The sequence below is a fragment of the Coleofasciculus sp. G1-WW12-02 genome (genome assembly GCF_040219735.1).
Classification (GTDB): Bacteria; Cyanobacteriota; Cyanobacteriia; order Cyanobacteriales; family Coleofasciculaceae; genus Coleofasciculus.
This window is the reverse complement of record NZ_JAVJRX010000100.1, coordinates 1-22,769: the sequence shown is the minus strand read 5'-3', so window position 1 is coordinate 22,769 and position 22,769 is coordinate 1. Positions and strand designations below refer to the sequence as shown.

Sequence of the window (22,769 nt, the reverse complement as noted above, 5' to 3'; positions counted from 1 at the left end):
ACTACCGCCATTAAAATTCAGTCCGCGTAGGCGGACTTTGTTTGTGTAGCAGCGATTTTAATCGCCGTGACTTGGTTAGGGCGGGTTTAGTTACATTTGGGTAAGGTAAGAAACGATAATTGTGAAACCCGCCCCTACAAATCATGCCATCGAGGGTCGTGAAGGGTCAAAATTTTTCCCGAAAACCGCCTTGCCATCGCGTTAGGGGAACACAGTCAATATTCAGTTGATCAAAGGTACGCGCTACAACAAAATCCACTAAATCTTCAATGGTTTGAGGATTATGATACCAGGCGGGAATTGCTGGCACAATCTTTACCCCAGCTTCGGCTAGGGTGGTGAGGTTACGCAGGTGAATTAAGCTGAATGGGGTTTCACGGGGTACGATTATCAGTTGACGCCCTTCTTTTAACTGCACATCGGCTGACCGTTCCAATAAATCCGAACTCAAACCATTAGCAATTTTTGCCACAGTACTCATACTACAGGGAATAATCACCATTCCCAACGTTCGGAATGAACCACTGGCAATGGTTGCACCCACATCTCCCCAGCGATGACAAATTAGCTTGCCTTTTTTGGGTACATCGGCTTGCTGACGCCAGAATTGTTCCTGCTGTTCAGGTTCTGGAGGCATACGGGTGTTTTGTTCCGCTTGCCAAACCATATAAGCTGATTTTGATGCCACGAGTTCGATGGTATAGTCGGCTTCTAAGAGAAATTTCACGGCACGTACTGCATAGATTAAGCCAGAAGCACCAGTAATACCGAGGATTAAGGGAAATGTTTGGGGATTGGTTGAAGACACGCGATTTTAACGGAAGATAGTTGTCAGTCTTTACCAGTGTAGAGGCGTAGCAGGTTAAGTTTCTACATAAAGTAGAATCATTTTGTCGCCAATGTTCCTATCCGGAATTTTAGTCTAAGCCCTGAACTAAAGCTAAAACCTGTTTTAACGGGTTCAAATACTCAGTAAGCTTTAGCTTACTTTAGCTTTCAGCCGGAAATTTATTTCTAGGCGTCCAAGTTGGCAACATTCTGCTTAAATCAGTGACATTCATATTATGTTTTTTCAACTGTTTGCGGTTGAAGGGAGCTTCCTAAAAAGGGTGAAATAGATTTGACCATTGAATTGGGCGCACGTCATTGAATTGGGCGCACGTTATTGCATCGGGCGCACGTCAGTCATTGGTGTCAACTTAAGCTCAAACAGAACGCAATACCTTGATGCGACCCCACCCTAACCCTCCCCTTATCAAGGGGAGGGAACGTTTCCCCCTTTTTAAGGGGGGATTAAGGGGGGTTAAAGGTCAATCTATTGATTTAACACCCAGCGCCGGAAGAGTTCAACGATAATCTGCCAATACTCACCCTTTTGCTGAATCACATCATGGCGTATTAGTGTCTCCAATGCTTCCTCTAATTGTTTCTCCTCTAAGGGTGCAAGTCCTGATTCTCTGAATAATTCTGCTAATTTTATCCTTAATTGTTCAATCATTAACCCATCCGGGTGAGGCGCTAACACTTTGAGGATTGCCTGTTGACCCGCAACCCCTCGCGCCGCTTGACCCCAAACCCCATCAAAATAATACCGTCCCCGCTGATAAAATGCGGGGTTATTAATCACCGCTTCCACATCCTCTACGGTAAAAACGGGGTCACGAGAATGTCCCTGTTCAAACACAAAATCATTGTAACGGCGCACAAGTTGGAATCCGACCAGTTGAACTAAATAGGGTTGACCTGCGGTGAGACGATAGATTAAGTCAAGGGCGTCTGGGGTGTAATCTAGGGGAAAATCAACCGCCTCACTATCCGGGACATCTGAAACAGTCGAATCTGGATTTTCTAGGCTGGGATTGGCTAAAATCTGGCGGGTTGCAGCAGGTTCTAAGAAACCAACGTGAATCGGAATAACGCTGGCAAAAAAGGGTTGGAAATAATCGGCGGTCATTTCTTCTAAGGTGTGCAACCCGGCAAACACAAAGGCGACTTGAGCATTCATTTGCACCAATCCCCGCAGATAGCCAATAAAATCATTAGGGATTTTTCCCGCTTCGATAAGTTCCTCGATTTTCTCGAATTCATCTAGGGCAATAATTAACCCCTGTACAGATGTTTCCCGTAATATCTCAACCACCTGTTTAAAATAACGTTCAAACGTCCGATAAGGAAGATTTAGCAAAGCATCATCATCGGGAGGGGGACAACCGATAGCATCAGAAATTGCATCACTTATCGCCATTAACACTTCCCCGACACCTTGGGGACTGCCTAAACGCAGTAGGTTAATATAAACGACTTTTACCCGTGAACCAGAACAGTTTGCTACATTTAAAAGAATCGAGGTTTTCCCCATGCGGCGATGACCATAGAGAACAACGGATTGGAGTTGTTGACCCATCACCCAGAGTTCTTCTAATTGTCTGAGAATATCGTCTCGTCCGACAAAGCGATTCCCTTCAACGGGGTCACCGACAACATAAGGATTGGTGACGGGTTGGCTGATGGAAATCTGCCCAATTTCAGTCGCAATTTGTAATAAAGCGTCTTGCCAAGTTTGGGCAATATCTTTGATTAATTCCCGTTCGGCTTCGGGTAAGGTTTCGATATGATTGAGGATAGTTTCTAGTTCTCCTAATGTCCGAGTAAGGGCAAAGGCACGGGTGGAACGAGAGACGCTACGCTGAACCACTCGCACATCTTCCACGACTCGACTAAGAGCGTTTATCGTGTTCCAGGTTATGGGACGTAGTAAGGGTTCATTGGGGGAAGTGGGTAGTTCTAATGTGGCGATTGTGGCGGGTTCTTTGGCGTCGTTGAATGTGGTGAGAGTTTGGGCGAGGGTGAAAAGTTCTTCTCCATAGAGAAGGGAACGAACAACGGCAAATGCTTCAGTGGCTTTGGCTGGTTCTTTTTCATGGAGATACCAGAAACCAGCCGCCGCAGCGCGGGCGGGGGTGTCTAAGCTAAGATCAACAACTCTTGACTTAGTTCTCGTACTCAGTTCTTCTGAAGCAAAACGCAGTAACTTCCAATCGTAAGGGACTTCTGCTAACTGGACTACCCGATACAAAACTTGATTTGAAGGTGTATCAGCTAAAACCATATTCACCGCGCAAATTACAGGCATAAACTGATAGGTGTATGCCAACAACTGGTTAGCATTTTGGATGCCCATTTTCCAATCTTGTCGTAGCCAATTTGTTAAATTAATAAACAAATTAGGTTGATGAAGTGGAGTTAAATGAGGAAACATCCAGGATGAATTACAGTCTCTTATAGTAATGAAAATAAAATTTAACAACCAATTGTCCGGACGTCTTATCGCGAAACCCCACGCAAACAAAAAAGCTGCGTATTGAGCTGGTACAACAATAATGAGTGGTGCAATCTCTATAAAGTACAGCGCTAAGGTTCCCCAGACTATGCACTGAATTAAAAATATTATATCCAACGCTGGCTCATAGGATAAATTGTCCTTTAATAAACCATCTCTTCCTTTTAAGCCAAACTTTAATTCCACACCTGAAGCTAGACCCCACGCCACACTGCATACCAAGCCAAAAGCTAGACCCCATGCCACGCTATTTGCCGTCCCCCAAGCTAAACCCCAAGTTAAGCCTGACGCCACAGCGACCGCTAAACCTAACGTTACACCTATGACTACACCCAACCCTACACTCAAAAATATGTTCAAAAATAAACCCAAAAGCAGACCGTACAATACATAAAATAAATCAATTAAAATGCCTATTTTTAGGATTATTAAACCTATAATCAGTGGTGTTAAAACTGTTAATACCAACCCTTTTATAAACAACTGGCGCTGGATGGGATTCTGGCGCAATTGTTCTAAGCCCTTACGCCAATTCATTTCTTTTGGAGGAATATACCCACCGCCGAAGGTGTTTACATACCAGCGCAAGGCTTGAGGAAAATAAAACACCCAATACAATAAGCGTAGATAATCCAAAGGATTCCATAATGAGAGAGGGCGCTTCAGTTTCGGCGCTAAATCTAAGCGAGGAACAGAGACTTCATTATCTTGCTGACTTTCATCTTGCTTGATTGCATCCTGATTTATTACATCTTGGCTCATTACCCACTCTCCAAATACCGAGAATACATTCGATAACACAACTGCATCAATCGCCGTGGATAACCCCCACTATCCTCAACTAACTGCTTAATTTCAGCTTCAGTAAAACTTATCGAATTCATCGCCAAACGTGTATCAATAAAATCACGGGCGGTTGATTCATCCCAGGGTTTTATGATTTCTTCTTGACAAACTCCTGCCAGAGGCGAAGTTTTGCCATTATCCCAACTATCATTAAACAGTTTATCTAAAGATTCATTCGCGGCCAAAACCAGCTTGATTGGTGCATGACTCCCCTCAGCTAAACCCCGGAGATAATCTCGCACACCGCGATTAAAGCCATCCCAGGTCATTTTTCCCACATTATCTAAAGCCAGCAGGATTTGACGCGATTTTAAATGGCGACTCAACCTTGCTCCCTTGCTTTCAGGTATCCCAATCTCATCACATAATGCACCGTAGAAATCATCTTCATCTACAACTGTATTTAAGTCGAGAAATACAGGCTGACGCGGCGAATGGAGATGAGTATCCGCCAGTCGGCAAATCTGCAAAAGTAAAGAGGACTTACCGATACCCTCTGCTCCGATTAGGGCAACACTGCTACCGCTATTAATCACCTCAAATATCTGCCGGATTTCCCGTTCTCGGTTAAAGAAGTCTTGCGGATTGTCGATTCTGCCTTGTTGGGGAGTGAAGGGATTAATCGTTTGGTTGTCAGAATCTACAGGAATCGAACTTTCTTGTAACACTTCAGTAGAGGCTGACCCATCTGATTCTAGCGGTTGAACTTGAACCTCTACACCATAAAGATATTCAATTTGCTTTTTAAAATTTCGTTTATTAATTTCAGTATTAAAATACTCTTTCAGTCTTTTGCATAACTTTGCGCCTAATTCTCTAGTGTATTGATCATCAAAATAGTTTTGGGCGGCAATCTGTTTATAACCATTACCTTGCCAAATCCCAATCACAATCACCTCTTCCGCTTCAGTCAAAACAGGCTGAGAGTTCTCCCACAGCCACCTGTTGATGAATTCTAGCGCCTCTTTTGAGTCCATTAGTTAACATCGAGGTTCATTTGCCAATTTTATCGAACCTATCCCAATTCTGCTAGTTTGTAGTTGCGCTGTCTTCGCCATCAACGTTTCAATATTGAGAACAAACTGATAAGAGGGCGACCCAAGTCAATTGAGTAGATTGGTGTTGTTCATTCGTGCAAGCGGGTCGCCCCTACAGGTAGCTAAAGGACAAATGACAAATGAAAAAGGACGAATGACGAATAACAAACCAACATTATCCTACATTGACCTACAAACACTGACATTACCAAGTCCCCTACTTCTGCCTACCTAAAACACCGATTACCCAAGCCATCATGGTTGTATCGATAACCGAGGTAAACACCATGATCAACCCCAACCCCCAAACACAACCGAATCTAGAACCCCAAACCAACGCCATCGAAACCGTCACACCCACACCATTAACCCAAATCAACCCCACAACCTTAGTCGAGTACGGCGGGATCACCACAGCGGTTATATTAGCGATCGCACTCCTGATTCTGGCTTTGGCAGAATATAATAAGGTCTTCCTGCCTGTGATGCTGCACAAGGGACAAGACAAGTCCGAATAACTGTCCCCTGACCGTTAAGGGTAAACTAAGAAAAGCCTTGGCAAGCATTGCCTCTCTCAAACCTGATAACGACTTGATTCATGACTACTTCGCTCAACGAGCTAGAGACCCAATTAGTTGCCCTCAAACAAGAAGCCACTCCTGCGATCGCAACAACTGATACGCTGGATCAATTGGAACAGTTGCGCGTAAACTACTTGGGGAAAAAAGGACAGTTATCCCAAATCTTGCGCGGGATGGGGAAGCTATCCCCAGAGGATAGACCTCGAATTGGGGCGTTAGCGAATGAAGTCAAAGAAGCCCTCCAGCAATCCCTTGACAACAAACGCCAAGATTTACAAGCTGCCCAAATTCAGGCACAATTAGCCGCCGAAACCCTTGACGTAACGATGCCAGGGGTTTATCGTCCTCAAGGTCGGATTCACCCGCTCAATAGTATCATTGACCAAGTTCTGGACATCTTTGTGGGTCTGGGTTACACCGTCGCCACCGGACCAGAGATGGAGACAGATTACTATAATTTTGAGGCATTAAATACACCCCAAGACCATCCGGCGCGAGATATGCAGGATACCTTTTACCTCCCCGATGGGAACCTACTGCGAACCCATACCTCTTCGGTGCAGATTCGCTACATGGAAAATAATGAACCCCCAATCCGAATTATTGCACCAGGACGGGTTTATCGTCGTGATACGGTTGATGCGACACACTCCGCCGTTTTCCATCAAATTGAAATTTTAGCGGTTGATGAGGAGATCACGTTTGGGGATCTCAAAGGAACTTTAAAAGTCTTTTTCCAAGAATTATTTGGTGAAGACGTAGATGTTCGCTTACGTGCTAGTTATTTCCCATTCACAGAACCTTCTGCGGAAATCGATGTGAAATGGAGAGGGAAATGGTTAGAGATGGGCGGCTGTGGAATGGTTGATCCCAATGTGCTGAAAACAGTTGGTTATGACCCAGAAATTTATACAGGGTTTGCGGCGGGGTTTGGCGCGGAACGTTTTGCTCTAGTCATGCACCAAATTGATGATATCCGCCGCTTGTATACCAGTGATTTGCGCTTTTTGCAACAGTTTTAGATGAGGAAGCAGGGGAAGCAGGGGAAGCAGGGGAAGCAGGGGGAGCAGGGGGAGCAGGGGGAGCGGGGGAAGCAGGGGAAGCAGGGGGAGCGGGGGAAGCAGGGGAAGCAGGGGGAGCAGGGGGAGCAGGGGGAGCGGGGGAAGCAGGGGAAGCAGGGGGAGTATTGAATGTGTAGGGGCGGGTTTCATTATTATCGTTTCTTTCCTCACAAGGGATGTGAATAAACCCGCCCTGACTGATCTCAGAATTTTCTGACTAACACTCCAGGTTCTTTCTGAATGGGTAAAACGTCTAAAATATCAGCTTGGGCGCAATATTTTAAATCCTCATGACCATTTAAGTGCAGTAGGCGTTGACCATGACTGGCATGGTGAAACATTTCTAACATCTTGTCTTTCCACTGAGCATAAAGGGCAAGAGCGCCGATGACTTCATCATTACCCGCAGTATCGCCAAGAGAATGATCGGTGTGAGTGATCAGGCTATCTGCGATCGCACCGGCACAAGCGGTATCTTCTAGGGAGTAGGAGCCTTCCCAGCCTGAACCCACGAGCCAAACAGTTTCGGGCTTTTGCTCAAGCAGATACTGCACAACCGTCTGACGATTCACCATGGCGGCGGCTAGCACCACAGGGGCGTTCTGAACCCGCTGTAAGGCGCGAGTCCCATTCGTCGTCGTGATAAACAAACGGCATCCCTGGACTCGCTCTGGCGTGCAGTCGAGGGGAGAATTGCCTAAGTCAAAGCCAGCGACTTTTGAGCCGCCCCGTTCTCCGGCGCGAAGGCGTTTTTCTGGGAGCCATTTTTCGCTCACTTGCATTAACTGCTCAATATCGCTGAAGGTTTGAACCGCTTCAGCACCCGCGTGCAACGCTGTGGCAATGGTAGTTGTAGCTCTTAGCACATCAACCGCGATCGCACAGTCTGGCATCCTATCGGTTGGGGTAAGTTCGGGGGTGTGGTAAATAAATAGCTTCACTGGCTCAGTGCACCTGCTTTTTCAAATGCCGACTCCATATTGTACCCACTTAAGGTCATAGGGTTAATGATAAAAGGCTTATTTGCCGGAAATTTCTCGATTTTTCCGGTAGTTTTTAACCTTTTTTTCGTGCCATGCGTTCAATCGTGTCACTTAGACTATTCGCACCTATCCTTTCCCGCTCTTGCTCCAACCACCGAACAGCCGTTTCGGTCAGCGTCATGGTGAGTTTACGCTTGGATTCGTTGTAGATCTTCTTCCTGGACATCCTGACACTTTCGCTATGGTCGTGTACAATACGAATATAACACCGATTAAGCGGATTGAGCCAATGCTATTAGGTTTTAAGACCGAATTAAAACTTAATAACAAGCAGCGAACAGCACTAGCTAAACATTGTGGCGTTTCTCGCCATGCTTGGAATTGGGGTTTAGGTTTAACCAAACAGATACTTGATCACAACCAGGATAACCCAGAGGATAAAATCAAGTTTCCTACTGGGATTGATCTACATAAGTGGTTGGTAGCGCTGGTTAAACCCATCTGCCCCTGGTATTATGAGGTGAGTAAATGCGCCCCCCAGTATGCGCTTAGGCAATTGGCTCAAGCCTGGAAAGATGCGTTTGAGAAAAATAAAAAGCCGCCTCGGTTTAAGAAAAAAGGGCGGGGTGATAGTTTTACCCTGGATGGGTCAATCAAGCTCGACCACTTTAAAATTAGAGTCCCTAAAATTGGTTGGTTGAGGACCTATGAACGGCTACCAGTCGGTTTTCAACCCAAATCTGTAACCATATCCAGGACGGCTGACCGATGGTTTATCAGCTTTAAGCTGGAACATGAGCCAGTTAACCGACCCAAGCCTCACCTTGTAGTGGGTGTTGATCTCGGCATAAAAGCATTAGCCGTCTTGTCTACCGGGGTTGTAGTGGAGGGGGCGAAAGCTTATCGAAAGTACGAGAAAAAACTCTCTCGCCTGCAATGGTTGAACCGCCACAAGCAAATCGGTTCAGCTAACTGGAAGTCTTCCCAAATCAAGATAGCCCGTCTGCACCGGAAAATAGCCAACATTAGAAAAGACACGTTGCACAAACTCACATCCTATTTAGCCAAAAAACACAGCCGAATAGGGATAGAAAAGTTGAACGTGTCTGGAATGATGGCTAACCATAAACTAGCAAAAGCTATTCAGGATATGGGTTTTTACGAATTCAAACGCCAGCTAGAGTACAAGTGCAAGCTGTACGGAGCAACACTGGTTGTAGTAGACCAATGGTATCCCTCGACTAAAACTTGTTCGAGGTGTCATACCGTTAAGGATGAAATGCCTTTATCTGAGCGATTTTTCCGGTGTGACAACTGTGGACTGGAAATCGACCGAGATTTCAACGCCTCCATTAATTTGGAGATAGCCGCCAGTTAGGTGGCGTTAGCCTGTGGACTGGTTAAGTGCCGTCACTGCCAGGATGAAGCAGGAAGTAGACAGCATATTTTACCAGGTATTGGTAGATTTGTGTAAGTTTTATGTAACGGTTTAGGTTTTTATTAGATCATCTAACCATTGCAATCATTTTGAACGATTATGGCAACGATTTACACCCTCCATCCGGAAACGCCTCAAATACGCCGAATAGAGAAAATAAGGGACGACCTAAGAGACGGTGCGGTGATGTTATATCCCACAGATACCGTCTATGCCATTGGTTGCGACCTAAATGTCAAATCGGCTGTGGAACGGGTCAGGCGTTTAAAGCAACTCTCGAATGAGAAGCCGTTAACGTTTTTGTGTTCCTCGTTATCTAACATTTCTGAATATGCTTGGGTGAGTGACCCAGCTTACCGAATTATGAAACGCTTGATTCCTGGACCTTATACCTTTGTGCTACCCGCAACCAAATTAGTACCCCGACTAGTGATGAGTCCCAAGCGCAAAACCAGTGGTATCCGAGTTCCGGATCATCCGGTTTGTCAAGCCATACTCGAAGCGTTAGGCAACCCCGTGATTTCCACGTCGGCTCATTTACCCGATGAGATGGGACATTTCCCCACTGTGGGACTTGAAAGTGCCAAACTCTTTGATCAGTTTGAAGGTTTAGTGGACATTATTGTCGAGGATGGCTCGGAACCCGGTTTCCAGGTATCTACCATTCTGGATATGACTGGGGATAAACCGACAATCCTGCGCCAAGGTTTGGGATGGGAAGCCGCAACAGCGTGGGCTGTACCCGCTAGCCAGAGTTGGGAATAAGGTGAGACTGATGGGTGTAACCCTTTAAAGTTAAACCCAATCCAGTTAGGCTTTCGCTGCTCAGCATTCGGACTACAGGAGACAGACGGGGGATTTCGGACGAAAGTCCACAAATAAATCCAGTTTGTCAATTGTCTACTCTCACTCACTCCAACAGCCATGGAAATAATGACCCCTTGCCAAGTACCTAAATGCAGGTGGAGCAAGGGTTAGCAGCCATAATCCTAGTCCATAAATCGGTAAGGGTGTCTGCCGTTTACTCATGATCTCTTGTTTAGTGACACACCACTCCACCAAAGACTAAGCATAACGTTTTACATTCAAATTGTGGACAGCAACAGAGTATTTATTCCAAATAACCACTCGTTCCTCTGCTGATGTCTGGGTAATTCGTAACTGTAGTCTTTAGGGGCAATACCATGAACGTTAAAACTGTAAAATCTATCACTCAACCTTCCCCAAACCACCTCGATAATCCGGAAGTTTTCGGCACAGACACTCAAAGTTTAATTGATCTGTTGCTAGAGGAAATGTGGTCGGCACTCTATGGTTCCAAACCTTTAGGTCAAAACAATGGTGGTTCGGGTTCTGAGTCCAAACCTCTACCCAGTCGCGCTCAAGTGGTGGCAAACCGGATAGCGCTGGAGGTACAACGAATCTGTAGCAAGAGCGATCGCATTCAAACCTCTGGTCAAGTCCGCTCGTGGCAATTAACCCTGGCACGTCACCGCTTACACAAGTGTTTAGGCTACTATAAATTGGGTTCTAAGCAAGGGCGTGTTGAATTACACAGCACATTAAGTGCCATGGTTTATCGCCATATCGCCCAACCTCAATCCCAGTTAAAATTCTCGGCTCGCTATAATTTAATTGAGGACTTTTTACAAGACTTTTATGCTGAGTCCCTCAAAGCATTTCGCCGGGAAAATGAGGTAGATGTGGACTACACGCCTCGCACTCAAATCGAACTGGCGGAATATATGGCGTTTACGGAACAGTATGCCAAGCGGCGAATTACGTTACCGAACCGTTGCAGTCAACAGCTTATCGTCCTGAGAGCGCAAAGTTTTGCCAGACGCCAACCCAGTGAAACTCCTTTGGATATTGAGCAGGCGGTGGAATTTGCCAAGGGGGAAGAAGCCCAAGAACTCAGCCGTTCACCGGCGATGCAACAAGTGCGGGCTCACTTGGTCGCTCAAACCACTGATCCCAGTGAGTCGGTACTGCGCGATCGCGTGGTGAGTGAACTGGTCAACTATCTTGAGCAACAAGGTCACTCCGACTGCGCGGATTATCTGGTCTTAAAGTTACAAGACCTCGCCGCACCGGAAATCGATGAGATTTTAGGGTTAACCCCCCGCCAACGTGACTACCTACAACAGCGCTTTAAATATCATGTGGAAAAATTCGCCCGGTCATCCCACTGGAAACTGGTACACCAATGGCTTGGAGCTGATTTGGATCAAAAATTAGGCATGTCGTCTGACCAATGGGAAACCTTTTTAGCTGAACTTGATGAGCAACAACAGCAACTAATGTCTCTCAAACAAGCCCACAAGAGTGATGCTGAGATTGCAAAAGCCCTCAAGTGTACACCCAAACAACTGCAAAAGCGCTGGACTAAGTTATTAGAATTTGCCTGGAAAACTCGCAATTCCGAAGTTTCTCTTGCCAACTAAGGAGTGGAACAGGTGAATATGGAGGAGGTCGAACAAAAAAATTTGATTCTCTTAGCTTGTCATTTTAACGGTTCAAATCTAACCGTTATCCCCCTCTAACTCCTCCAGTTTAGATGGGGGATTCTCCTGAGAGTATCGATTCAATACGGAGTTGCGGCTCATTGTAGGAGCATATTTCAGACGTAGCCTATTACCTCCAGGACGCAGGGGAAAGATTAGCTAATTTTATGCTGACAAGAGAAAGGACTAATGGAAAATGTGACCGCTTTACAGGGTGTCTACAGACGATGACTACTAATTTTTGCTAAGGTAGTGTTAACAATTTGAAATGATTAGGACGTATTTCTGGGCAAGCTTACTGTCTTAAGCAGTTGAGGAGAGCATCTCATTCATTAGACTCATTTATTAATAATATCAGCAAACATGGTGGTTAAAATGGCTCCAGTTTTAATATCATCCCCCGTAACAGAACAAGATCAACACGCTCTCCGGCAGGTTTGGCAAACCTTGGGTCCCGATAGTTGTCCTCGTTCCTACAATTTCCATTGTCATACTACGGCTTCTGATGGTCAGCTTCATCCCAGAACGTTAATTGAACAAGCCATTGCCATCGGTCTGAAAGGGTTTGCTATCACTGATCATCACACAATCGGTGGTTATCAAATCGCTAAAACCTATCTAGATTCCCTCCAGCACTCTTTACCCACTCAGGCAATTCCTCACCTCTGGACTGGCGTAGAAATCACTGCTCGCTTATTAAATACGGATGTTCATATCTTGGGCTATGCTTTTGATCCCCACCATTCCAGCTTAAAGCCTTATCTCAATGGCAAAGCCCCCCAACATCAGCAGGCTGAAGCGGCAACTGTAATTGATGTTTTGCATCAGGCAGGTGGCTTGGCGGTACTGGCTCATCCCTGCCGTTATAGGCGTTCAGCCCATGAACTCATTCCCGCCGCCGCCAACATGGGAATTGATGGAGTAGAAACCTATTATGCTTACGCTAACCCCGATCCTTGGCATCCCAGCCCTAAGCAAACTCAGCAGGTGAAACAGTTAAGTACCACCTATAATTTGCTCAATACTTGTGGTACAGATACCCACGGTTCAAACTTGCTACGGCGTTTGTAACGGCAAATCTTAATTAACAGTAGGGACACGACATGTCGTGTCCCTACTATGTATAGGATTGGTGCTAAGTTCTCAGTGATACATCACCACTAAACTCCACTCTGCATCATCATTAGTATAAATATACTTAAAGTCGTGATGACTAGGAGGATACCTAGAGCAACCGATTGACCTAAATGTTTGGAACTTTGTGAAACTTTCATTTTTTCGGTGTTTATTTTGAGGGTAGATTATGAACATATCAAACTTTTCGTTAACTTTATGAGAGAATTTAATATATCTTAATTTTACTTAATATAAGTACAATTTTAAAATGTAAATGAGAAGCCGTATGGGAAAATAGTTTTGAGATATATTTACCGGTTTTGCGTCTAGTCCGGGATCGGCAAAAGCTGTTTATTTACGCTATCGCTTTTTTGTCAATAACCTTGTAGAGACGTTGCTTGGAACATCTCTACAATTGTCCTTAAGAAGTCGCGGATCTGATCATTAATTCAAATGGGTCGCAAACGTGTCACCTTCAAAGTAAAAGAACCCCCTCCCGTCTCTCCAAAAGCACGGACCCGGATAATATAGGTTCCGGTTTCAGTAATCCGGGAAAATAACAACGAATTCGTCGTGCCATCAGGACCATCATCATTTTCGGCAATAGTCGAGCCATCAGAGGCTAGGAGTGTGACAATTGTGTCAAAGCTATCTGAAATCAAATCAATAGCCACTTGGTCACCAGCACTCAATTCGAGGGTGTAGTCCCGGGCAAACCCGCCCTCACCCGTAGGAATATCTTGCTCAGTGAGGGTATCAGAGATTTCATTACGCTCAGGAATCGGAATCGGATTATACAGTTGATTTTGCGCTCTCACTGCCGCCGCAGTTAAGCCCACTGTCAACCAGGTTATAGGAACAAGCAGAGCAAAGCTAAAACGAGCGGCAAAGGCATTCATCATAGAAAAAAAGCATTCATTTAGGCTAAACGAGTCAACAAATTCGCAGGAGTCCCCAGGCTCAACGAATTAGTATGAGGCACTCTAGGGTAGTTATTGATGATTTGGCAGTTATTGATGATTCGGCACTCATGATCATCACCGTCGAATATTGAAACAACACCACTCTTGACGCTTCCATAGGGTAGCCACTGTCCAGTTATGTTGTTCTAGGGTATCAGCAATGGGTTTCGCCTGATCCAACAATATCCCGCTAATAATTCCCCAACTCTTAGGACTTGCGATCGCACTAATTCCGGGAATGAGGTCAATAATCACTTCTGCCAGGATATTACAGAGAATACCATCAACCTTTTTCCCATTCAAAAGATGAGACAATAGATCAACACTACCTTTCTTCACCACTAAGCGATCGGCACTTATCTGATTCAGTTCTCGGTTGCTGCGGGCGGAGCGCACGGCTAGGGGATCAATATCCACCGCCAAAGCTTTTTTTGCCCCCAATAATACAGAGGCAATGGATAAAATACCCGATCCACATCCAACATCCGCAATAACTGGGTGGCTATTATCATAACTGATTCGCATTTCCAAGGCTTCCAAGCATAGCTGCGTGGTAGGATGGGTTCCTGTACCAAATGCCGCACCCGGATCGAGACGCAACAGCAGTCGCTCGGTTTGTTGAGGTACAGATAACCAAGCCGGATAAATCAAAAAGCGATCGCCAATTTCTGTTGGTTCCCAATACTGCTTCCAACTGCTTGCCCAGTCTTCTTCATCAATCAAGTGCCACTGGGTTAGGGGGATTGGCAATCCTACCGTCAGCGCATCTTGGCGCAACCATAGGGAAAGTGCTGCCAAATCCAACAGATGTGCCTGATTTTGGGGTAAGTGCGCTCGGATCAGTTGAGAGTGTCCTTTGCTTTCACAGGACATCCCTCGACAGCCGAAACTCTCCAGTCGCCAGAAGATTAAATCCTCCAAGGATGGATCACTCAAAATTGTAATTTCCCACCAGCTATTTGCCATACGATTTCAGATTTTAGATTTCAGATTTTAGATTGAGGGAGAGCCGTTGAAAACCAACAGATACCGGAGAATCGTTGTTCTACTGTCTGAGTTATCCAAAATCCAAAACCCAAAATCCAAAATTGACGTGACTACAGTGTTACCGTATAAGCGTCCCGAATACCAGGAACTTTGGTGATTTCGGTCAAAATTCCCTCCGGTAGGGGATCATCAATGCTCAAGACCATTACAGCATCACCTCGGACAATTTTGCGACCGACCTGCATACTGGCGATATTCACATTAAAACTACCCAGCAGCGACCCAATTTTACCAATAATTCCCGGCATATCGCGGTGCAGGGTAAAAAGCATGTGGTGACTCGGCGGCACATTAATCGGAAACTCGTCAATACTGGTGATGTGAATTTCACCATCGCTCAATAGCGCTCCCGTCACCGAATGTTCACCCAAGGAACCCTTTGCCGATAGCAGCAGCGAACCACCAGAATAATCTTGAACCGAAGCATCGCGGGTTTCAATCACCCGAATTCCCCGCTCTTTTGCCTCTATTGAAGCATTAACGTAGTTCACCCGCTCACGTAAGGCTTGGGATAATAGTCCTTTCAGAGAAGCTACCACTAATGGCTGACTATTATTTGTGGCTAACTCACCCTGTAACCGGACATTCAGCAGTTCAATCCGCCCACCCGCTAACTGACTGACTAAATTTCCCAGGGTTTCTGCCAAACGCATGTACGGTTTGAGCTGTTCTAACACATTAGGCGATAATCCGGGAATATTGACAGCTGAACGGGCAGGTAATCCTAAGAGGACATCACGAATTTGTTCAGCCACATCAATGGCAACATTAACTTGGGCTTCTGCTGTTGAGGCACCGAGGTGAGGCGTGAGGATCACTTCTTTGCCCAATTCTCGGAGGGGAGATTCTCCCAGGGGTTCTGACTCAAATACATCCAGTGCTGCCCCAGCTATTTTACCTGTCTTTAACGCTTCTGAGAGAGCCGCCTCGTCAATTACTCCACCTCTAGAGCAATTGATAATTCGAGCCGTTGGTTTCATTTTCGCCAAGGCTTCGGCATTAATTAGATGAGTGGTTTCCGGGGTTTTGGGAATATGCAGGGTGACGTAATCGGATTCTCGTAATAACAAATCCATATCCACTAGGCGACAGCCTAGCTGATCCGCTCGTTCCAGGGAAATAAAGGGATCATAAGCCAGTAGCTTCATCCCCATGGAACGGGCGACTGTTGCCACATGGGAACCAATTTTACCCAAACCCATAATACCCAGGGTTTTTTTGTAAACTTCGGCGCCGATAAAGCGTTTGCGATCCCATTGACTATTTTTCACCGACTGATTGGCTTCTGGGATATGGCGTGATAACGACAGCATCATCGCTAAAGCGTGTTCAGCCGCAGCAATGGTGTTCCCTTCGGGGGAGTTAACTACCACAATACCCTGACGGGTAGCCGCCGGGACATCAACGTTATCAACGCCAACTCCTGCACGTCCAATAATTTTCAGTTGTTTGCCGGCTTCGATGATTTCTTGAGTCACACGAGTGCCAGAGCGAATCATCATGGCATCATAGTCAGCGATGATACTAACGAGTTCATCAGGCGATAGAGTGGTTTTCACATCAACCTGAGCCACTTGGGAGAGGATATCAATTCCAGCTTGATCAATGGGATCGGATACAAGTACTTTAGACATTGCCAGTAGAAGGGTTGAAATGAGCTACACCGATTGCGCCTTACTGTAAATTAATATAGGACAGCTTATCAACTACACAACAGGGCTATCGCCGGACAATCGCGATGACTGACCGCAGTAGGTTATTGTAACGGTAAAGGGGTCAGTACTTACCACATTGACGGAAAGATTTAAATTCCCTGAGTTTAAGTGGGTGTTGACCATGATGCCAATCCTCAACCCCCAACCCCAAAAACCCGCTCAAATTCCCGTGGATTATGTGTTACCCTAGCTAGCTAGCTAGTTAAGAGTGGTTCGAGCGATCGCGCACCGAGGTTGAACGACTGTTCCAATCCATCACACAAACATTTGTATCCAAAAGGTAGCGCATTCCTGGTCAAAAGAACACCCGATCCCTCACTAATTTTGTGAGCCAACCATTCTTTTTCTGGAGCGCAAAGGTGATAGACAAAAAATTCATGTTTCTTGCGCTTGGGCAACAATTGGCATCTAAATCAACATTTGTAGGGGTACGATCCTATCCATTCGTGATCTATTCAAATTCCCCCAATACAATAGAAAATACAATTATTAAGCACGGGTGTAAAAACAAAAATATCGAGACTAGATATATCCAAAATTTTTCTCTAAAAATTGATAGCGGTGCTTGAGCCAGTTGCTTAACGTCTTCTTCGCTAAATCTTCGTCCATTCTTTGGGCGCAAGGATGGTGCCCCTACAGTTAGGTGTATCGCATCGACTTGGGAATTGCTATAGCAGTACAGGGCATTTCATCTACCTGCCCACTTTCTTAATATGTTCTTAGGTGTTAGGATTGAGGTTAGGCAAAAATGAAGAGTAAGGCTTAATTTTTATCTGAATGGCGCTGACTTTAGGGTTTGTAAGGCGTTTATGGCGAAGACAGCGCAACTACAAACCTAGTGTGATTCATTTAAGTGTCAAAGCCTCTGTAATGATATAGCTCTACCTGATACTATGAACTACCTGATTGCTGTCCTGAAAAATCGCATTGAAGCCGAAGAAGCTTACACGGTTCTGGAAAAAAGAGGCTTACCGATGAATCAAGTCACGATTCTCGGTAAAGGTTACCAAAGTGCTGATGAGTTTGGCTTGATTGACCCTAATCTCCAGGCGATTAAGCAAGTTAAGCAACTTGCCTATTGGTTGCTCCCCTTTGGTTTTGCGGCGGGATATGCCTTTAACCTACTCACAGCGATTGAAATTCTACCTATAAGTCCCATAGGCAATCATATCATTGGCGGGTTCTTCGGTGCGATCGCGGCAGCTATGGGCAGCTTTTTTGTGGGCGGTGGTGTGGGTATCGCCTTGGGTAGTGGTGACGCACTCCCCTATCGCAATCGCCTCAATCAGGGGAAATATATCATTGTCGTCAAAGGTTCAGAGGACTTAATTCGCCAAGCTACGCCTTTATTGAAAAAGTTTGAGCCGGAAACGATTCAAGGCTATACCCAGTGACAGTCCAAGGTGATATTAAAACCTTGTTGGTTAGACAAGAAAACAATTGGTTTAAAGATTAAGCCGTTCGAGTCAGACGGCTCAACTTAACCATTAAATTCAAAAGGTTAAATCCTCTACAACTATCGCTGAATGAATCACAGTAAATCGATGCGGCTATCGTGAATCCAGCATCGATTATCGGGGCTGTGGAACCAGGATTCACCATCTCGAGCTACGGTGCGATTATCAATCTCAACAAACACATTCCCAGGTAAGACTTTAACAATTTCTCCCCAAGGCTGGGCGCGACAGTTAGACATTTCCCCGGATGAACCCAAAATCTTGCCCATACGCGGAAAGACATCTGCATCATCAGGAAGATTTTCATCTTCGTGATAGATGTTATCTAAATCGGGTTCAGCTTGAGCGATAGAGTGTTCTGATAAAACGGGTTTGTTGAGTAAACTGATACCGATAAAAGCAAGGCTACCCACTAACCCAGTCGCGATCGCAACGAACAACGGAAAATAAATTCTGGGTGATTTCATCATCGGATACTCTACAATGAAAGGATGAATGTTACTCGGCTGTATTTGGGGATAAACCCGCACACCAAACTTGAATTTCCTGAAATGAACCCTGGTTAATAGTCCAGTCTTTCTAATAGGATTTTTACGGCTTGGATAATCGCATCTGGTCGATCCACCCAGACAAAATGACCGCTGTTTTCAACCGAAAGTTGCACGTAATTCGTCGAGAGTTTAGCCAACTCATCGTGGATGCGATCGCGTAACTGATTCGCGGCTTTCAATGGCATCAAAACGGTTAAAATTGAAGGGATAAAAAATGAAGAGGCTTTAAGACTAACAATCGGCAGATCCTTAAGATGACTAGCGCAGCGGACTTGGCGACCACTTGTATCTAAACTCAAGATTTCTCGTGTCATCGTTACCCAGTGTTTGGGGCGACAGAAAGAACGTTTTACTGCTTGACGGGAATCAAGAGAAAACTGACGTAATTTTGGTTTGATCAATTCAAATACGCCAATTATATTTAGCAGACGAATGATGCCCAATGTTGCTCCCAGAACGGACATGATAAAGCCTGACGCAAAGAACAATTGTAATCCGCGCAGGATTAGGGGCATTTTTAACATCGCTGATTCATGTAACCCGTCGGTCAGGACTAATCCTACAACTTTTTCAGGGTAGCGATGGGCGTAAAGACGCATATTGTAACTGCCAAAGGAGTTGCCCACTAAAATATAGGGAGGTTCTAAACCCGCCCGGTTCAACATCTTGTCAAGTTCGGTGACAATCTGATTACTGGTGCGAGGATGGGGGCTGTGATCGCTCCAGCCAAAACCCGCACGATCATAAATACAAACCCGCGCAAGTTGCGCCAATTCATCCACCAAAAAATAGCCCTCAACTCCGCCCAAACTATGATCGAGTACAACGGTTGGATATCCGGTTCCTGCTGTAACGTAATGCAAGCAGAAACCGCCCACATCCACCCGTTGACCCGGTGGTGGTGTACGATCTTCTCGCCAGCAGGCGATCGCTTGATACAAGGTTGTAGCCGTTAGGATTAAAACTCGCAGGTAAAACAGTGACATAGGAGTAAGTCAGAGTAGGATAGAGTGTTCAGTTCGGTTCATCGGCTAGTTTCTATTCCCAAACAAATAACTTTAGCAATTTTTTCAGAGATGAAATATAATAACAAAATTATGCATAATTCATAACTCATCATTACTCATGCTGCCACGAGAGGATTTACTCAAAGGCGTCGAAAATCGTGATACGGTTGCCCGTGTAATTGATCAAGCAGAGCAAGCCATCAAAACCTGGGAAGTGGTGTTGAGCGATTTCCTCTCACCGCCAGCGCTAGTGGAAATTCAGCAGCAGTTTGCGCGGTTGACAGAGGTACAACTTTTGCCATGGGGGGGATATCCTCAAGCTGAACGTCAACGTCTGGGGATCGCCCGTGAAGAACTTCCTGTGGATCAGTCTCAAGTTGAGGTAGTCGCGTTAGATATTGAGGGAAATTTTCTGTTTGATCCAGCCACCCATCGGGATTTCTTGGGCGCGATTCTGGGTACGGGGATAGTTCGAGAAAAAGTCGGCGATATTATTGTTTTGGGTGAACGCGGTGCTCAAGTGATTGTGGTTCCAGAAATTGCCGCATTTCTGGAGACGCAGCTCACTCAAGTGCGTTCGGTTCCGGTGAAAACTCGACCCATTGAGTTGAGTCAACTCAAGATTCGAGAACCGAAGAAGAAAGAAATGACGACAGTTGAAGCATCAATGCGCCTGGATGCGATCGCGTCAGCCGGATTTGGCACATCCCGCAGTAAAATGGCAGATATGATTGGCGCAGGTGATGTGCGGGTAAACTGGAAAGAGATTAGCCAAGCGAGTTACTCGGTTAAATCGGGTGACTTAATCGCGATTCGGGGTAAAGGACGTTTGCAAGTTGGAGATGTTGCTATAACCAAAAAAGAGCGTTACCGTATTCAATTAACCCGATTCATGTAAACCAACTCTCCCTAACAATTGCTCCAGCAGCATTAGGTTAAAAATTGATGACAGACTCAGTAAGCCATCAGCAGGAGGATCTTCCCGTCGAGATGCAATCATCTAAACTCAAGCCGAGCTTTTCTTGGCAAGGGATCTTTTCTTTGCTGATGTTTTTTTATATGTATCTGCCAATTTTGGTCTTGACATTTTACAGCTTTAATGAATCAGCCTATAGCGCTAATTGGCAGGGATTTACGCTGGAGTGGTACATTAAGTTATTTAGCGATACGCGGGTGCTGAAGTCATTGCAAAATAGCTTGACAGTCGCTTTCGTTGCTGTGATCATTTCCGCCGTGATTGGCACATTGATGTCAGTGGGGTTAGCCCGTTATCAATTTACGGGGAAGGGGTTATATCGCGGTGTGTCTTACTTACCGTTGATTATTCCCGATATTGCGATCGCAGTGGCAACTCTGGTGTTTTTGGCGGTGATTGGCACGCCGTTAAGCTTGTGGACGATTGTGGCGGCACATGTGGTATTCTGTCTGGCATACATTGCCTTTGTTGTCTCTTCGCGCATTTCTAGTCTTGATCCGTATTTGGAAGAAGCAGCACTCGATTTAGGGGCGACTCCATTTCAAGCCTTTATTAAGGTGTTATTGCCAGAGTTGATGCCTGCCATAATCGCGGGATGTTTAATTTCCTTTGTTCTGAGTATGGACGATTTTCTGATTGCTAGCTTTACGGCTGGCACCGGCTCGACGACTCTACCGATGGAAATTTTTAGCCGCATCCGCACTGGAGTTAAACCGGATATTAATGCCTTGAGTGTGATTTTAATTGTCGCATCTGGGGCAATTGCGTTTGTGGGTGAGTTGCTGCGCTATCAGGGAGAAAAGAATCGGCTGCAATAGTTATTTGTCATTTGTTATTCGTGATTTTTTAGAAAATAGTAAACCATTAATCATAAAAAAATATAGGCTATTTGTCAACTATTAGGACTGTATTCCCCAGAATTGGCGAAATGTATTAAAATTTGTAAATATAGAGAAATAGGATATAGCGTTTAAAACTGTCCGACGAAGCTGGAAATAAGGAGGGGAGAAGTGGAAGCTACCATAAACTGTGCTGAAGCCTGCGTCAATGGTTGCGTATTGGGTGATAAATGTCCCAATAAGGAATATGCGGCTAAAGCCTCAACGTTTATCAATGAGACGTCATTGGATAAAATGCATGAGATGGCTGAGGAGGCGCGACGGAAGAAACGGATGGAACCACCAAAGTGGGTGATTCCTGATTTTCCGGAATGAGTAATTGAAATTGCATTCAACTCACATCTTGCACTAGTCTCAATCAGCAAATTTTATGTAGGGTGGGCAAGAGTTATAATAAGAGTATAGTTTGTTGCTCTTACCCACCACACAGCAACTTAGAGTTGATTAGAATTGAAAATTCACTAAGAAGGGATGATTGTGAATGATGATAAGCACCTATACATAAATTTGTCAACTTAATTAAGGGGTGTCAATATTTTTTTCATTATTTACCATTACCCGTTTTATTCTTTACCTTTTTCAACAAAATTCTTTAAGCTAGATAGTAATAAATCCCAAATATTAAGCATCTCAGAGTACATTTTTTCAGAATTTAAGTTCTTATGTTCCAGTTGAAGATTTGTTCCATTGTCAACTTCATCAAGAGTATAACAAATAGTCAACTGATTTTCTGGCGTTCTATTTGTCCCGTGATTATCGCTCCAATATGTATATTGAAATTTTTGATTAGGTGTTAAGATATCAATGGTTCCATAATCAGTAAATTCTTCACCATTGTTGTTTCCTTTCAGTAAAATATCACTACCCACTTGCCAATCAGATATAACCTCTTTCAGGGGATAATATTGGATTATTTTTTCTGGATTTGTCAATGCATCAAATAGTAAAATTGGCGGTGCACTAATAAACAGGCTTTTTTTTATTGAAAAGCTCTTCATGATTTCTTGTCCTTATGCTGATTGGAGAAAGGCAGGGAGAGAAGGGGCGCTTGGGTCATCTGTAGTACCATTACAGCTAACTTTTCACGGGAAGTCTAGAAACCTGATTGGGGGCGGGCGCGAGTCACATCCCTTGTGCAACCAAAAAGTTGTAGAGACGTTGCATGCAACGTCTCTACTAACGTTGCGCCACATAACGTGAATCCCTAACTTGTAATGTAGTATGGTTTTGTAGTATAGGCTCAATTCAA

General features: G+C 45.0%; 21 protein-coding genes. 10 read left to right on the top strand and 11 right to left on the bottom strand.

The genetic code is table 11. The features are described 5' to 3' along the window. Positions 1–166: 166 nt before the first annotated feature. The 3 genes from RID09_RS16115 to RID09_RS16105 all read right to left on the bottom strand — a co-directional run bounded on the left by RID09_RS16115 (position 167) and on the right by RID09_RS16105 (position 5,163). On the bottom strand, positions 167–808 hold the full coding sequence (locus tag RID09_RS16115; RefSeq protein ID WP_446336941.1) for a flavin prenyltransferase UbiX: 642 nt from the start codon (positions 806–808) through the stop codon (positions 167–169). A 507-nt stretch (positions 809–1,315) separates the two neighbouring features. Continuing rightward, positions 1,316–4,102, bottom strand: a complete 2,787-nt coding sequence (locus tag RID09_RS16110) for an AAA family ATPase (protein ID WP_446336940.1) — start codon at positions 4,100–4,102, stop codon at positions 1,316–1,318. Then, positions 4,102–5,163 carry an AAA family ATPase gene (locus RID09_RS16105; RefSeq protein ID WP_446336939.1) on the bottom strand — a complete coding sequence of 354 codons (1,062 nt, stop codon included), beginning with the start codon at positions 5,161–5,163 and terminating at the stop codon, positions 4,102–4,104. The genes RID09_RS16110 and RID09_RS16105 overlap by 1 nt, the downstream gene beginning before the upstream one ends. Before the next feature lie 347 nt (positions 5,164–5,510). Between RID09_RS16105 and RID09_RS16100 the strand changes: the two genes are divergently transcribed. Beyond that, positions 5,511–5,741, top strand: a complete 231-nt coding sequence (locus tag RID09_RS16100) for a hypothetical protein (RefSeq protein WP_446336938.1) — start codon at positions 5,511–5,513, stop codon at positions 5,739–5,741. Between the two features lie 80 nt (positions 5,742–5,821). Then, positions 5,822–6,826 carry a phenylalanine--tRNA ligase subunit alpha gene (gene pheS, locus RID09_RS16095; RefSeq protein ID WP_446336937.1) on the top strand — a complete coding sequence of 335 codons (1,005 nt, stop codon included), beginning with the start codon at positions 5,822–5,824 and terminating at the stop codon, positions 6,824–6,826. Between the two features lie 242 nt (positions 6,827–7,068). Here pheS and RID09_RS16090 read toward each other — a convergent pair whose 3' ends face one another. Further along, positions 7,069–7,806, bottom strand: a complete 738-nt coding sequence (locus RID09_RS16090) for a 2-phosphosulfolactate phosphatase family protein (RefSeq protein ID WP_446336936.1) — start codon at positions 7,804–7,806, stop codon at positions 7,069–7,071. Between the two features lie 331 nt (positions 7,807–8,137). Here RID09_RS16090 and RID09_RS16085 point away from each other — a divergent pair, with 331 nt between their 5' ends. After that, complete coding sequence (locus RID09_RS16085) at positions 8,138–9,226, top strand: RNA-guided endonuclease InsQ/TnpB family protein (protein WP_446337041.1); 1,089 nt, start codon at positions 8,138–8,140, stop codon at positions 9,224–9,226. Positions 9,227–9,385: 159 nt separating this feature from the next. Beyond that, positions 9,386–10,051, top strand: a complete 666-nt coding sequence (locus RID09_RS16080; protein WP_446336935.1) for an L-threonylcarbamoyladenylate synthase — start codon at positions 9,386–9,388, stop codon at positions 10,049–10,051. A 141-nt stretch (positions 10,052–10,192) separates the two neighbouring features. Here RID09_RS16080 and RID09_RS16075 read toward each other — a convergent pair whose 3' ends face one another. Next, on the bottom strand, positions 10,193–10,315 hold the full coding sequence (locus RID09_RS16075) for a hypothetical protein (protein ID WP_446336934.1): 123 nt from the start codon (positions 10,313–10,315) through the stop codon (positions 10,193–10,195). Between the two features lie 155 nt (positions 10,316–10,470). On the opposite strand from RID09_RS16075, the gene RID09_RS16070 reads away from it, so the two are divergent. Both RID09_RS16070 and RID09_RS16065 read left to right on the top strand, forming a co-directional pair. After that, on the top strand, positions 10,471–11,730 hold the full coding sequence (locus RID09_RS16070) for a HetZ-related protein (RefSeq protein ID WP_446336933.1): 1,260 nt from the start codon (positions 10,471–10,473) through the stop codon (positions 11,728–11,730). 423 nt (positions 11,731–12,153) lie between these two features. Then, positions 12,154–12,861, top strand: a complete 708-nt coding sequence (locus RID09_RS16065) for a PHP domain-containing protein (RefSeq protein WP_446336932.1) — start codon at positions 12,154–12,156, stop codon at positions 12,859–12,861. A gap of 494 nt (positions 12,862–13,355) precedes the next feature. Here RID09_RS16065 and RID09_RS16060 read toward each other — a convergent pair whose 3' ends face one another. The 3 genes from RID09_RS16060 to serA all read right to left on the bottom strand — a co-directional run bounded on the left by RID09_RS16060 (position 13,356) and on the right by serA (position 16,549). Continuing rightward, positions 13,356–13,808, bottom strand: a complete 453-nt coding sequence (locus tag RID09_RS16060) for a PPC domain-containing protein (RefSeq protein WP_446336931.1) — start codon at positions 13,806–13,808, stop codon at positions 13,356–13,358. A 135-nt stretch (positions 13,809–13,943) separates the two neighbouring features. Further along, the gene (prmA, locus tag RID09_RS16055) at positions 13,944–14,834 is read right to left on the bottom strand and encodes a 50S ribosomal protein L11 methyltransferase (RefSeq protein ID WP_446336930.1); all 891 of its coding nucleotides are present in this window, start codon (positions 14,832–14,834) and stop codon (positions 13,944–13,946) included. Between the two features lie 131 nt (positions 14,835–14,965). Continuing rightward, positions 14,966–16,549 carry a phosphoglycerate dehydrogenase gene (gene serA, locus RID09_RS16050; RefSeq protein ID WP_446336929.1) on the bottom strand — a complete coding sequence of 528 codons (1,584 nt, stop codon included), beginning with the start codon at positions 16,547–16,549 and terminating at the stop codon, positions 14,966–14,968. A gap of 974 nt (positions 16,550–17,523) precedes the next feature. On the opposite strand from serA, the gene RID09_RS16045 reads away from it, so the two are divergent. Further along, positions 17,524–18,024 carry a hypothetical protein gene (locus RID09_RS16045; RefSeq protein WP_446336928.1) on the top strand — a complete coding sequence of 167 codons (501 nt, stop codon included), beginning with the start codon at positions 17,524–17,526 and terminating at the stop codon, positions 18,022–18,024. Between the two features lie 137 nt (positions 18,025–18,161). Here the strand turns inward: RID09_RS16045 and RID09_RS16040 are convergent, their stop codons facing one another. Both RID09_RS16040 and RID09_RS16035 read right to left on the bottom strand, forming a co-directional pair. Continuing rightward, positions 18,162–18,557: a hypothetical protein gene (locus RID09_RS16040; RefSeq protein ID WP_446336927.1), complete on the bottom strand. Its 396-nt coding sequence runs from the start codon at positions 18,555–18,557 to the stop codon at positions 18,162–18,164. Positions 18,558–18,649: 92 nt separating this feature from the next. After that, positions 18,650–19,624, bottom strand: coding sequence for an alpha/beta fold hydrolase (locus RID09_RS16035; protein WP_446336926.1), 975 nt, complete (start codon positions 19,622–19,624; stop codon positions 18,650–18,652). Positions 19,625–19,763: 139 nt separating this feature from the next. Here RID09_RS16035 and RID09_RS16030 point away from each other — a divergent pair, with 139 nt between their 5' ends. The 3 genes from RID09_RS16030 (at position 19,764) to RID09_RS16020 (ending at position 21,835) form a co-directional block, all read left to right on the top strand. Then, the gene (locus RID09_RS16030; RefSeq protein ID WP_446336925.1) at positions 19,764–20,543 is read left to right on the top strand and encodes a photosystem II S4 domain protein; all 780 of its coding nucleotides are present in this window, start codon (positions 19,764–19,766) and stop codon (positions 20,541–20,543) included. Between the two features lie 47 nt (positions 20,544–20,590). Beyond that, positions 20,591–21,439 carry an ABC transporter permease gene (locus RID09_RS16025; protein WP_446336924.1) on the top strand — a complete coding sequence of 283 codons (849 nt, stop codon included), beginning with the start codon at positions 20,591–20,593 and terminating at the stop codon, positions 21,437–21,439. Positions 21,440–21,631: 192 nt separating this feature from the next. Next, positions 21,632–21,835, top strand: coding sequence for a hypothetical protein (locus RID09_RS16020; protein WP_446336923.1), 204 nt, complete (start codon positions 21,632–21,634; stop codon positions 21,833–21,835). A 248-nt stretch (positions 21,836–22,083) separates the two neighbouring features. Here RID09_RS16020 and RID09_RS16015 read toward each other — a convergent pair whose 3' ends face one another. Beyond that, positions 22,084–22,518, bottom strand: a complete 435-nt coding sequence (locus RID09_RS16015) for an SRPBCC family protein (RefSeq protein WP_446336922.1) — start codon at positions 22,516–22,518, stop codon at positions 22,084–22,086. Positions 22,519–22,769 lie beyond the last annotated feature (251 nt).

Coding starts and splice junctions, on each gene's coding strand:
- RID09_RS16110 (WP_446336940.1), bottom strand. CDS start 4,102: ATGAGCCAAGATGTAATAAATCAGGATGCAATCAAGCAAGATGAAAGT.
- RID09_RS16105 (WP_446336939.1), bottom strand. CDS start 5,163: ATGGACTCAAAAGAGGCGCTAGAATTCATCAACAGGTGGCTGTGGGAG.
- RID09_RS16100 (WP_446336938.1), top strand. CDS start 5,511: ATGATCAACCCCAACCCCCAAACACAACCGAATCTAGAACCCCAAACC.
- pheS (WP_446336937.1), top strand. CDS start 5,822: ATGACTACTTCGCTCAACGAGCTAGAGACCCAATTAGTTGCCCTCAAA.
- RID09_RS16085 (WP_446337041.1), top strand. CDS start 8,138: ATGCTATTAGGTTTTAAGACCGAATTAAAACTTAATAACAAGCAGCGA.
- RID09_RS16080 (WP_446336935.1), top strand. CDS start 9,386: ATGGCAACGATTTACACCCTCCATCCGGAAACGCCTCAAATACGCCGA.
- RID09_RS16075 (WP_446336934.1), bottom strand. CDS start 10,315: ATGAGTAAACGGCAGACACCCTTACCGATTTATGGACTAGGATTATGG.
- RID09_RS16070 (WP_446336933.1), top strand. CDS start 10,471: ATGAACGTTAAAACTGTAAAATCTATCACTCAACCTTCCCCAAACCAC.
- RID09_RS16065 (WP_446336932.1), top strand. CDS start 12,154: ATGGTGGTTAAAATGGCTCCAGTTTTAATATCATCCCCCGTAACAGAA.
- RID09_RS16060 (WP_446336931.1), bottom strand. CDS start 13,808: ATGATGAATGCCTTTGCCGCTCGTTTTAGCTTTGCTCTGCTTGTTCCT.
- prmA (WP_446336930.1), bottom strand. CDS start 14,834: ATGGCAAATAGCTGGTGGGAAATTACAATTTTGAGTGATCCATCCTTG.
- serA (WP_446336929.1), bottom strand. CDS start 16,549: ATGTCTAAAGTACTTGTATCCGATCCCATTGATCAAGCTGGAATTGAT.
- RID09_RS16045 (WP_446336928.1), top strand. CDS start 17,524: ATGAACTACCTGATTGCTGTCCTGAAAAATCGCATTGAAGCCGAAGAA.
- RID09_RS16040 (WP_446336927.1), bottom strand. CDS start 18,557: ATGATGAAATCACCCAGAATTTATTTTCCGTTGTTCGTTGCGATCGCG.
- RID09_RS16035 (WP_446336926.1), bottom strand. CDS start 19,624: ATGTCACTGTTTTACCTGCGAGTTTTAATCCTAACGGCTACAACCTTG.
- RID09_RS16030 (WP_446336925.1), top strand. CDS start 19,764: ATGCTGCCACGAGAGGATTTACTCAAAGGCGTCGAAAATCGTGATACG.
- RID09_RS16025 (WP_446336924.1), top strand. CDS start 20,591: ATGACAGACTCAGTAAGCCATCAGCAGGAGGATCTTCCCGTCGAGATG.
- RID09_RS16015 (WP_446336922.1), bottom strand. CDS start 22,518: ATGAAGAGCTTTTCAATAAAAAAAAGCCTGTTTATTAGTGCACCGCCA.